7 protein-coding genes and 1 pseudogene are annotated in these 11368 nt (G+C 55.8%); 1 reads left to right on the top strand and 7 read right to left on the bottom strand.

Translation table 11 applies throughout. The features are described from left to right. Positions 1–67 precede the first annotated feature (67 nt). From DIE12_RS13815 to DIE12_RS13785, 7 genes are all read right to left on the bottom strand, one after another. Positions 68–1453 carry a DUF4338 domain-containing protein gene (locus DIE12_RS13815; RefSeq protein ID WP_260427345.1) on the bottom strand — a complete coding sequence of 462 codons (1386 nt, stop codon included), beginning with the start codon at positions 1451–1453 and terminating at the stop codon, positions 68–70. Between the two features lie 350 nt (positions 1454–1803). Further along, positions 1804–2067 (bottom strand): PAAR domain-containing protein, encoded by a 264-nt coding sequence (locus DIE12_RS13810; RefSeq protein WP_124487164.1) that lies wholly within the window; start codon positions 2065–2067, stop codon positions 1804–1806. An 18-nt stretch (positions 2068–2085) separates the two neighbouring features. Beyond that, on the bottom strand, positions 2086–3768 hold the full coding sequence (locus DIE12_RS13805; protein ID WP_124487163.1) for a DUF2875 family protein: 1683 nt from the start codon (positions 3766–3768) through the stop codon (positions 2086–2088). After that, entirely contained in the window at positions 3765–5849 is a 2085-nt protein-coding gene (locus DIE12_RS13800) for a DUF3274 domain-containing protein (protein ID WP_124487162.1), read from the bottom strand. The genes DIE12_RS13805 and DIE12_RS13800 overlap by 4 nt, the downstream gene beginning before the upstream one ends. 13 nt (positions 5850–5862) lie before the next feature. Then, positions 5863–8649: a type VI secretion system Vgr family protein gene (locus DIE12_RS13795; protein ID WP_124487161.1), complete on the bottom strand. Its 2787-nt coding sequence runs from the start codon at positions 8647–8649 to the stop codon at positions 5863–5865. Positions 8650–9199: 550 nt separating this feature from the next. Further along, positions 9200–9658 (bottom strand): hypothetical protein, encoded by a 459-nt coding sequence (locus tag DIE12_RS13790; protein ID WP_124487160.1) that lies wholly within the window; start codon positions 9656–9658, stop codon positions 9200–9202. A 957-nt stretch (positions 9659–10615) separates the two neighbouring features. After that, positions 10616–10921 (bottom strand): XRE family transcriptional regulator, encoded by a 306-nt coding sequence (locus DIE12_RS13785; protein ID WP_311768012.1) that lies wholly within the window; start codon positions 10919–10921, stop codon positions 10616–10618. 187 nt (positions 10922–11108) lie between these two features. On the opposite strand from DIE12_RS13785, the pseudogene DIE12_RS13780 reads away from it, so the two are divergent. Next, positions 11109–11368, top strand: a pseudogene (locus DIE12_RS13780) (hypothetical protein); the annotation flags it as partial.

Here is an 11368-nt window from a genome sequence, read left to right as displayed (position 1 = left end):
CGGTCCAGGGCTTCTCGCAAGGTTTATCCCCGACATCTCGCCCCAGCCCAAAACAGCACCGGCGGCATTATGCTGCGTTATAGGCAGCCCCCGTTCTTCGTCGCGAATACGATGCCCTTATCAGCTGTGGCAGCATATCGACTGACCACTCTAAGTGCTCTGGTCGTGTCTCTGCGCGACGAATCATCCACCGTTCTACCGCGAGCGCCCCAATTTCGGGGACTGAACGCAGCGTGGCAAGCCTTGGCTTGCCCTTTCCGGTACGAAGCATTGTAATTGCATTGTCTGCGAAAAGTGAAATGAACACCTCTCGCTGAATGCCGTGCTTCAAGACGTCCCCCTTGAAGCCAAGCGAGGACATTGCAGCTCGAATAGTCCTTATCCGCCAGTTCGGGCCGTCTCCGTACTCATGGGTGTCGGCGTACGGGTGACCGATATCTCTCAAGTAATCACGGAATTCCACAAAGAGGCCATCGGGAACGTGAAAGTGCCCCCAACCACCGCTGTAACCGAGACTCTCAAAATACTGAACACCTTCAAGTTTCAAGCGATTGTACAGGGACGAGCGCCCCATTGAGGATGAGGTCGTGACGGCCAGAAGTCTCGGCTTTTTATGTTGCTGCGAAATAATGCCCTTCGAATCGCTATACTCAAGCGCAAACTCTTCGTAGACCTCTCTACTGCGAACAAGACACGCTACGAGCTTCCCGCCAAGCAGCATGTTGTATGGCGGGATAGCACCCAACACATACGCATCCATCACGTTGACCAAGCGGTCTGCACGGTCCGCGCCGGTCCATCCAATGTGCTTGTCTCTCACGGAGAGGTTGAACACTGGGTCGCCAATAGCGAAGATGCCAATGAGCTTGCCATTGCTATCGTCCCAAACGAGAAAGCGCAACCGTCGTCCGAAGCCGCTCGACACCGGCACAGACCACGTTAGCGAAGCCAACCGAAATAGGTCCGACTGCCATGTATCGCCAAAAACGCGCTCAATTCTCGGTTGCACTGCGTCGACGCGCACGTCCTCGCCCGACGCAAAGTAGCTCTGTAGCTTCGGCAACTTATTTGCGATGAACTTCGACTGCGCTCGCAGAATTTCTTTTCGCTGCGCTGCATGCAGTTGCCTGACAACGTCTTTCGTCGTTTCCGGTACCTCAAGACCACCAGTGGCATTTCTACGGAACCCGAGGTTCGAAAGGTGGCGGCGGAGTCTCCGCTTCAGAAGTGCTTCCCTCGTGCTGACGTAAATCAGCTTCGCGGTGTGTTTCGGAGGCATCAGGATCGTGACGTTGGGTGAATGGCGGAACGCTATGATTATATGTCCAATGGGGCACCACTTTGGCCCAACTGCACTTTTCAGGCGACCGAGATTCGATGATCGCCAAGACACGTCCCGTTTTTGCGGCTCACAAATGCCGCTCTTGGTCGTGACTGAAAGGGCAAAAGTCACGACATCACCGCGATCGAGCACGTTCCCATGGCCATTGGTGGCCAACACGATGGCCCCGACGCAAATCTGGAGTTTCTCGAGCGCGCATCGCGATGGCACTGTAGGACGGGTTGCGAGCGAGACTACCGCTGCAACCTCTTGCCGATCCAGTCTCGGTGTCGTCGAGCGCCTTCTCGACTCCGAGAAAGCCGTGAGGTGGATAGCCCCACGGCGGCCAGCAAATTATCCCCCCTCACTCGAATCCTCCGCAATGTATGCGAGCGGGTCCCGCGCAGGGGAAACATTCACGACCAGCGATGTTCGCCAAGAGGGCAGACATCACTCCGGTTCCCGACCCGACGTATGCCCTGCTAAGCACGCCCCGATGTCGGAATCGACGAAATCAGCGCAGCGCCACACGATGTCTTGTGACCGTCAAAAGCGACCGCTCGACCATCAATACGCACGTTTTCGTCGCCTTCCACGATTTCGCAGTGGTCGTGACCTGACATGGGGCAGGTGCAGCGATCCCCAACGCATGCGACGGCTCGTCCCATCACCGTTGAATTCTCGCGGCCAGTTTGAACACGCCCACCATGCGAAGTCGAGTCACCGATTCGTATTACACCGCGCATACGCGTCTCCCAAACTGGTTAATGCGGCATCCGATATCGGAAGGGATTCTGGCCACGATGCTCCGAATTCTTGGCCTTGGTTGCCTCGTCCGGGGGACTGACCATCACTATGCTCGCTCGACCATCGTCCATCAGGTTGACCGTCGCACTACTTCCGCCGTCCTCATAGTTCGCGATAGTCGCGAGCGACAATTGGACGAGTGCCGAGCTAACGCCAGTATTGCCGATGCGTCGACCGACATCGTAGCCCTCCTTGACGTTACCGAGGTCGATACCTTCCGTGTTCCCGTGCAACGCTTGCGTAAGTGGGATCGTCCACTCGCGATCTCGAGTTGTGTCATAAAACACTCGCGTGGGCTTTGCGCCATCCGGTAGCGTCGCCACTGCCTGCTTCCAGCCCTCCTGCAACTGCTTCACTTGTTCCGCTCGCTTCAACAGCTTCCCGTTGTCATCGGTCAACTTGATGTCGACAGGGCGATGAAGGTAGCCCAACAGAGGCGCTTCATCGAACTCCTCGACTTGCCAGTTGGCCCAGCGAACCGGTAGGTACGGACTAGACTTGAATTCTCCTGGCCCCTTGTTGGTCACCTCTTTCCACAACTCGGGCAATTTCGATATCCACCAGTCGGAACGCATTGTCGGAGGGCCATAAAAGTGCCCTCCGGCTTCGGTCTCTACCTGCTCCGAAAAAGCACTATCTTCCTTCCAGTAGAAGTTCCACAGCTTAACGACGTCGTATTGTGTTTTTGTGTTATCGATATCACCTGGCATGTCGATCTGATACGGGCGAACGAGTTTATTAACCCGATCGGTTCTTGCGACAAGCAATGCGCTCATGCTATCGACGACAGGTGGAATAAACGCGCCTTGCGGCTCTTTAGGTGCTCCGGGTGTATTTAGCCCCCAACGATTAACCATACTATCTTGACTCATCACCAGTGCAGCCGGAACATCAGGATGCTCATCGAAAAATTTAAAAAGCTTATCGATAGCAGGCGCCGCGCTGCTGGCATTGGCGTCATCCAACCAAAGAAATTGAGTAACGCCAAGCCCCGCCTTTTGGCGCACATCGGAAATTTCATATGCCGCTCGATAATGGCTGCCAGCCCCTTTGGGCGGCCCATAAATAATCACAGGAACTGGCCAGTGATCAACAGCTTCGCCAGCGGCATATTTAAATGAAGCACCAGCAGCGACTTCTGCAAAGATCCTACGTTCATCCGGATTTTCCCCGTAATCCTTCGGGTCGGAGGAAAGAACCGTCTCGTAATTATTCGATTTTGCGACAATTTGCTTCCAGATCGTGTCTTGGTGTCGCCCTGTTACCGCCAACCCAACCGCACGAATCTCCAATGCGTATTTGGCCCCCGTCCCTGCCAAAATTTTAGCGCTCTCGGAGTTCGTCTGCGGCGTGGCCACTTCAGCGGCCGTCGCAACAGGCTGCACCGTTGCTGCCCGACCTTCGCCATGCGACGCTCGCCAGATCCACTGCCCAGCATATGCAGCGGCAACCAAGCCTACAATTACCAAAAAACCGTTGCGTATCGTACTGCCCATATGCGGATCCTCGATGCCAGTGTTTTCCCAGTAGTGATATGACCGCACCAGCGTAACAGCCGTCCAAGCCAACGCCAGCGCGATAAATATCAACACGTACCCGCGCAACCGGGGGCGCGACAAAGGTGACAAGCTTACATTCATTGGCGTTTCTCGCGTTGAGCAAATGTCTCCCCGTCCACCATCTTTGGTGGCATTTTGGGAACAATGTCGGACGGAAACTCTCCCCGAGAATAATACTTAGAACTTTTTTCAATTATCCCTTGAGACGAACCAAGCAAATTTCCATAACACCTGTTATTCTGAACTTCTTTAAGCTTTGTTGAATCCAATTTCCAGTCAGCAATCGCCACCAACAACTTTCTCATATCTGGATCATCGAGACTGCGCGCTTGACCAATCGCAACATCCATAGCCGCAACACGCCGCATGTTATTCGAATCCCGATAAATCGCGGAATGGTATGAATTATCGTCCCATTTACCACTATCTGTTTCCAATCGCGCTCGCGTCTCGTTGGGCGACTCCTCGCGCTCCCAATGTATTCCATACCCGTCGGCTGCGCGAACGGCATTGGTTTGATCCTCGGGGTCCGCAATCTTGCTGTTATACCATTTCATGATCGCCGGACTCCCCTGCTTGCGCACATCTTCGGGCAAACCACTCAAGGGAATGAACTTCACCTTAGCCTTGGGATTGCCGAGAAGCGTGTCACGCGCCACGTAGTCCGGCTTATCCTTACCCGCCTTGCGCTCCGTGCCGCGAATTGCTTCATCACCATAAAGGTTTGGCTGATACGGCGGAAACAACTCATCTGCGTTGATCAAGCGCTTCTCGAACTTGTGGTCATCCCCAAGGTATTGCCCGTCATAGTATTCGGGTTTTTTCCCGACAAAACGAGGCCGACCGTATAAATCGGTAGGAACCTTCGACCAGAGTCGCTGGTAGAACCGATGAGCCTTCAGCACGTCCATTGCTTTTAGCGTCGTTGTAGATTTCATCGGCATCCCCAACACCTTGCGTGTCCCCTGCCACACTTCATCAACAGTGTCAGGCACGCCATGTGTGCCAATACCTTTGACCGTGACGAGATCCACCGTGGTGTCCTCAGTGCAGAAGTACAAGTACACTTTTCCTCGGTTGTCCCGTTCCGTGAACGGATAGGCCTTGCCATCCTTGTCTTTTCGGCTTGCCTGCACGGGACTCCATCCGCGTCCGGTACGCCCCTGATGATCTGGGTTGTCATCCTTACAGACGAGTTGCGATAGCGGCGGCTCCGCGTGTGGATGTGCGGTGATTGCCTGGACAATGTTGATGAGAGTATTGAGCTTGCCGCGAAGCGTATAAGGAGTCGCACTCGGTTGAGCAATCTGGGCCATCGCAGGCTCGGTCAGGCTGTACGGGCTGTCGGCCAAGATCACACAGTCAGCACATCGAGACCCGTCCTCGTTACTCTCCGCAAGCATCGCCTGCGCAAGCAGCGTAATAACGGTCCCTTGACTATGAGCCATTACGGTCACCGTTTCGTTCGGGTCAACTCGCCGAATCTCGCGAATCAACATCGCGAGACGTACTGCGGCCAAAACGTAGTAGTGCCGCTTCGGGCTTGATGAACTGTACTGATAGTCGCTCATGAACAGACCAGCGCCCCAGTTGGCAGCGTTGTCCATCCATCCAGCATCGTACATTGCCGGAATGTTCGTGGTTGCATTGTTGAACATCCCGCCGCCTTTCGCGAACTTCTTGCCCAAGCGGTTTCCGTTTCCGTCCTGATACTGACCACGAAACGTCGACGGATTTTTTTCCCCGCCTTTGATCTCGCTGTCCGACGCTCGATATCCCCAATAAAACGGGATAAACATACTATGAGTCTTGCCCTGACCTTCTGTGATTTCGGTTCGCTGATAAAGATAGGTGTCCGGATCGTACTTGATGTCCTTCCACTGATCAAAGTTGGGATTGTCACTCTTATACTTCACGGCCTTGTTAAAGAGCGCACCATACACCCCCGGCTTCAGATCGCTGCGACTGAGGCGTTCGTTCAACCCTTCGCATAACCCCTGTTCGATGTGGTCATAGTTGGCACCCGGATCATTAACGCCATGCAGGAAAATTACAACGCCTGGCCGATCGGCCGGAATCTGGACGTTTCGCGGGCCGGGACGATTGGACATCGTCACAGCCATGCCCTGCGAAACAACGGTCGGTTGCGAGGTATTGGTCATCGTCGTAGCTAGCTCAAGCGAGCGGATTTTTCAGGATATCGATCTTGACGATCCGCATCGCATCGTCCGATACGAGATCTGTCAATCCGTCGGGGCCACTCTTGCCTTCGATGACGCGCCCATCATCGAGCGTCATTCGATATGCGCGGTTCGCGGCAACCGGCGTGTCGCCGTCCTGTCCTGGAAAATGCAAACGGAAACGCTGATCGGTTGGTTGGTTTGCGAAGGAAGTCTTCGAAGCTTGTTGCGTCGATGGTCCACCCCATTGATGCGAAGCTGATAGCAGCTTGATATCGCCGTTCGTGCCGAGCGTCACACCATCGCCGATCTTGATATAGCTGCCATCCTCAGCGACTAGCCGAATCGTTGGTGCGGTCACCAACACCTCGTTCTCGTTGGTCGCGATCTTAACCCCCTTCTGCGCATTCGCCGTTAGCGAATCAGCCTGAGCCTGCAGCAACATCGGACCTTCGCCTGCGACGGCTTGCACACCCGTGCCACGCGCAAACAACTGCATGCCCTGACCCGCAGTTGCGTTAAAACGCTGGCCGCTCATCAGTTGGAGATGCTGCTGCGCGACCTGATCGATATTCTCCCCCGCGTAGGTAACATGCGTCTTTGGAGTGACATTGACCGACCCAGCCTGCGCGCCTAACGCCATCAAGGCCTGCGAAGTTGCTGCGGCCCCAGATCCGGCTTCCGACGTACCGCTGCTTGGTGCCCAGCTCTTGAAAGCTTGCGAAACAGCGGCCTGACCTGCCGTATCAGCAGCTTGGCCGCCGTGCTGCCCGGCGTAATCACCGAGCGACTTAAATAGCTCGGTACATTCACCAAGTAGTTGAAGTAATTCGTCGCGGTCGAGTTGCCCGCCGCTCGCCTGCGACCGCGCATAGGTCGTCAGCAGAATGCCTTGCGCCGCCCGTAAGGCGGCCGCTGCATCGGTGCGCAGTTCCGCGCCTTCGCCACGATCCTGCCCCACACCATTGTCACGTGGTTGGGTCAGGTAGCCAAGGTTCAATTGGGTATGCGCATGCTCACTCGCCAACTGGCTGGAAATTTGCCCCGGTGTATCGTCCAGCCTGAGCTGGTTGTACCGCTTGCCCTTAATTTCCTTTGTCTTGATCCCAGACACATAACGGTTTCCCGGCAATGAGCCGGTATGGGTGAATGTAGCCGGCTGATTCACGCCGTTCCCCAGCACCGAAATGATCACCAACCGGTCGGGATCGCCCCCGATGCTGCCCAGCAAAACCTCCATTCCGGCGCGAGGCAGGAACGAAGCTCCGAACTGTGTTCCCGCCAGGCTCGATGCGACGCGTATCGGAGCACTATCACCAACGTTGTCGTTAGTGCCAGCGCCTTGCGCGTGGGTGTGATCCGCCGGATCGAGCCCTTGGATCCGCACGTAGACTCGGCCGAGTTCGTCGCAGACGACTTCCTCTCCATTACGCGTCACGATCACACCAGTCAGCAGGTGCACCGGCGGTAAATCGATTTTCGGATCGTAGGCCGGTGTGAGCGGCACACCACGGCGCACGCAGGTGAATGTATTTTCGTAACGCGTGTCCGCCTCTTCCGCCGACGCAGACGGCCGCGGTCGTGATTGGAACGCAAGATTGTGGCTTGCAGCGAACAGTGCCTGCACGCGTTCGGTCAATCCCTTCGGAAGATTGTTCCAGACATCGTGATCGATCGATGTAAGGACGAACTGTCTCTTGTCGATCGACTGCATATCCAAGTCTGGATCGCCGGCCAGGGTGATCCATGTGCCAACAGCAAGATCGCGTACGCCGCTTGCTCCGTCGTACTGCTCAGCCTCGAACTGATGCGCCAGCATCCGCGCGCGCGTGAGCCGTTCATGATCGTCCCACGAGTCACCCGCATGCGGGACGTCGATCGCCACGTCGGTCAAGAGCTTCGCAAGATCATTGCCGGCCTCGCCCTGATCAACGCTGCCCGCCACAGTCGATTCGTCGATTCGAGCCTTCTTGTAGTCCCACGATGGGCGGCTGATCATGCCCGGCACCAGCCGCGCATGCAGCGCAAACAACGTGACCGTATCGCGCTCCTCCGTGCCGGCATAACGAGGGTGCAAGCGCACCGTACCAGCTGGCGCTTCAGGTAGCGACCCGGGATCATCGCAACACACCAGTGTATGAGTCGGTGTGTCGTCATGGGTAGTGCGCTCGCTCTGAGCCGTCCCGGCTTTGGCGAAAACCGTGATCCCTTCACGACGCAACAGGCGACGTACGAATTTCGCGTCTGATTCGTTTACCTGTCGAGTTAATTCGCGAGCCGGATAGCGATCCCGGCTTAGACCGGACAGGTCGAACTCAAACGCACGAGCAAGAGCAGGACTGCGCTGCCGCCATTCGTTGAACAGCGTACCCAGGATATCAACAACACTCAGCTTGCGAAACACTCGAGAATTGGTGCGCTTGTCCATCAGGGATAGAGCGTCGCAGACTGTGAGCTGGTACACACAGAGTTCGCCGTCGCTCTGGCCAATCTGTACGTCCTGGACGATCGCGTTGATCAAATGAAGCTGACCACGGTCAGTGACAAGCCGCACCGAGATAGGCACGCCAATGAACAGCTTCGGTGAAAGATCATGGCGAGCCGATACGCAGGTGAGGTGTCCGTGGATGCCGGCCATTAACCCCTCGCGAACGTTTGCGTGCTGAAGCGCAAGCAAATGCCCTAAGGTACTTTGCAACCGACCAAAGTTCAGCGCTACAGGACGCCTATTCCAGTCAACCGCCCCCGCGGCAAAGCTACTTATGGTTTCGGATAGTGACACAGCCGCCCTCTCGATTTTTTTTCGATTTCGTATTGATTTAGGCGATCAACCCACACACCGGGACGAGCGAATCACCATTTCGTACATTACAGGATACCAAATCTACAGACGAGAGCAGGAGATTGGCGCAGCACCTACATGTACATAGGCCTCATTTAACCAAAATTGACAGGCTGGCACGCAAATGTACCGAACCTTTCAGAACAGAAAGATTATCAATTGCTTCGCTAATCGTGCCAATTGAAAGCTATGCGAAGGAGAGTACCCAAAGCGCGTCCCTTCCATAGACATAGCTTCTTGCAAGCCGCTGTCCGTCTCTCGAAGGGTCATGTCGCTCAAAGAAGCAATGCGCATCCAACTGGTGGTTGCTGCCCGTCACATCCAACCCTCCGCATCCCGCCGATCTAAATCGATACTCGGCCCCATCCGTCATCAATACCATCCCCAGGCTGCAGGCTGGCACGACAACCCAGCAAGTACGAAAACATCCGCACCGGCGGTCACAAATCGTTGCAGCGATGGTCAGCTCTTCGCCTGCCATGTCGCGCCTCTACAAGTCTTCGCTATCCGGGCTGATCGGGAATCCGAGGAAGCCCTGAACCCCTTGCCTCGGCTTAGTCGCTTCTCCCACGCTATTCGCTTGGGATCGGAGGCGTTTCGAGTCAATGCTGGCCATACCGCTTTGCGACGACTTCGTGTTCGGACCTGGCACCGGTTGACACCGTTCCGCTTCCCGTCCGCCGTGCCGAGCTCGTCCCTTTCCATCCGCACGACGCATCGCATATCTCAGAGAATTGAGGCTCACACCGATGCCGTCTTGTGCCGCTTGTTCAACCAGTTCCAGCAGCGTGTAACCCTTTTCACGCGCTGCGCTGATTTGCTTCCGAATCGACTTGACGCCATCCCCGACCTTGACCGACTGCTCGTCTTTGGGTTTTTCCGGCAGTGCGTCAAGTCTGCGACCAAACGCTTCCCACTGCGCTCGCGTGAAACGTCTGGATACCGACATGACTCGCTCCGACATATACCGTTGATAGCATCTTGCGCAGGCATCAACTCAACGTCAACACTGGTTGAATGCGGTTTTCAGATGAGAGGAACGCATCAGCAACCCGAGGAATGTCTCGGAATGCAAAATATTTTTTATCTTGTCGTCCATGTCCCATTCGACACGCGCGGAAGCACACCCGCCCTCTCATTCGTGCACACGCACGTAAATCTCGGCGACCATCATACGCTTGGCACGTCGCGCCCAAGAACACCGAGAACGCATTCGATCGTACCAGCGCGCGGACGCAACATGCACCACTAGCTCCCTGCAATTTGCAACGCCTTCGCGATACACCTGCCGCTGCCTTGCGTAGATGGTCGCAGCCAAGCGACCTTAGATCAGTTGCGATTCGCAGTCTGACGACACGGTGCGATTCGTCGAGCACACCATACCGACGATGCGATCTAACACGCTACCGTCCACTCATCTACAGCTATCGCACTGGGGATCGATCGCCTATGCATGCCGGGCTAACTTTCTTGCGCCGCCAGCCTCACACACCGACACATTGCGATTGCAGAGGACGCGAGTTTTCATTGCACACGATCTGCACATCGCGCGCGCAAAAATCACGTTAACGCCAAGAAAAATATGAAAAGCAAAGTAGTGCAGGATAGGCTTGCGCCGGTTTTGGGCGCCATGCACATGGAACTCTACGCGCACCATTGATAGGTCGAAGCAGTGAGGCTCAATTGTCGGTATGGGCAGCATGTACGCCACCGACTCACCATGACGGCAACTGAGAGCGTCTGGGTCCCACGTCCATGTTGATTGCGCCGGTGTAGCGGTGGCTGCGGCACGAAGTCGCGCCGAACCGGCAGCGAACGGTGTGTGCGGTTCGACCGCCGACAAGTTGCAGTCAGGGAGGTGTCCCCATATTCGCCCGCCTCGGCCAGTTACATCATCACGTTGCGATCAATTGTCCTCGGTGCCGTCCGACTCCCCCGACACGGGTCCGTTAATCGCGTCGACCAGCGCTAGCACGCCCCTCTTCTCCCGGCTCTTCAATTCTCTGAAGCCTGCGAGAAGGCGCTCCTCCTCATCGGCAAGCCGGAGCGTCGCCGGATTTGACGTTTGACCAGTCAGCAGATACTGAACATCAACCCCGGCCTCTGCAATTCCAACCAGGTAGTTGGCGTCCGGGTACCGCAAACCCTTCTCATAGTTGGACTGCGCCTGTTTTCGAACGCCACCAGAGTTGCCCAATTCGTCCTGCGTCATACGCAGGCGCCGCCGCTCCTGCCTCAGACGCAGCGCAAAGTTATCCAAACGTGGATTATCAGTTGACATATACGTTTTTGTTGACTAGCGTGATCAGTACACGATCGAGCTTCGACGTTGTCCGCGTGCAGGAAAATTCGACTGCATACGCCCCGAAAAACAGCAGTCCTTTGCTGGAGTAGATGCTATGTCATTCACCTACGAAATCTGTGGCACCTTGTCCGTTCTCGACAATTTTCGGCACAGTCACGCCCAACAGTTCGCCGAGAGTATCGCGAACCCGGCCGACGTCTATTTCGCGACCGATGCCGTCACGCACTCCTTCATGACCCGTATTCGCGGCGCGCTCACCGACGACGAAGCGGAGTCGGTCGAAGACACACTGGAAGAATTCTCCCAAAAATGGGCGCGGACCGGCGCCATCTTCAAACGCGTGCGGTATAGAGA

Source organism: Burkholderia sp. Bp9015 (genome assembly GCF_003853505.1).
Classification (GTDB): domain Bacteria; phylum Pseudomonadota; class Gammaproteobacteria; order Burkholderiales; family Burkholderiaceae; genus Burkholderia.
Note: the sequence above shows the minus strand (reverse complement) of the source record. Positions and strands in the feature narration are given on the sequence as shown.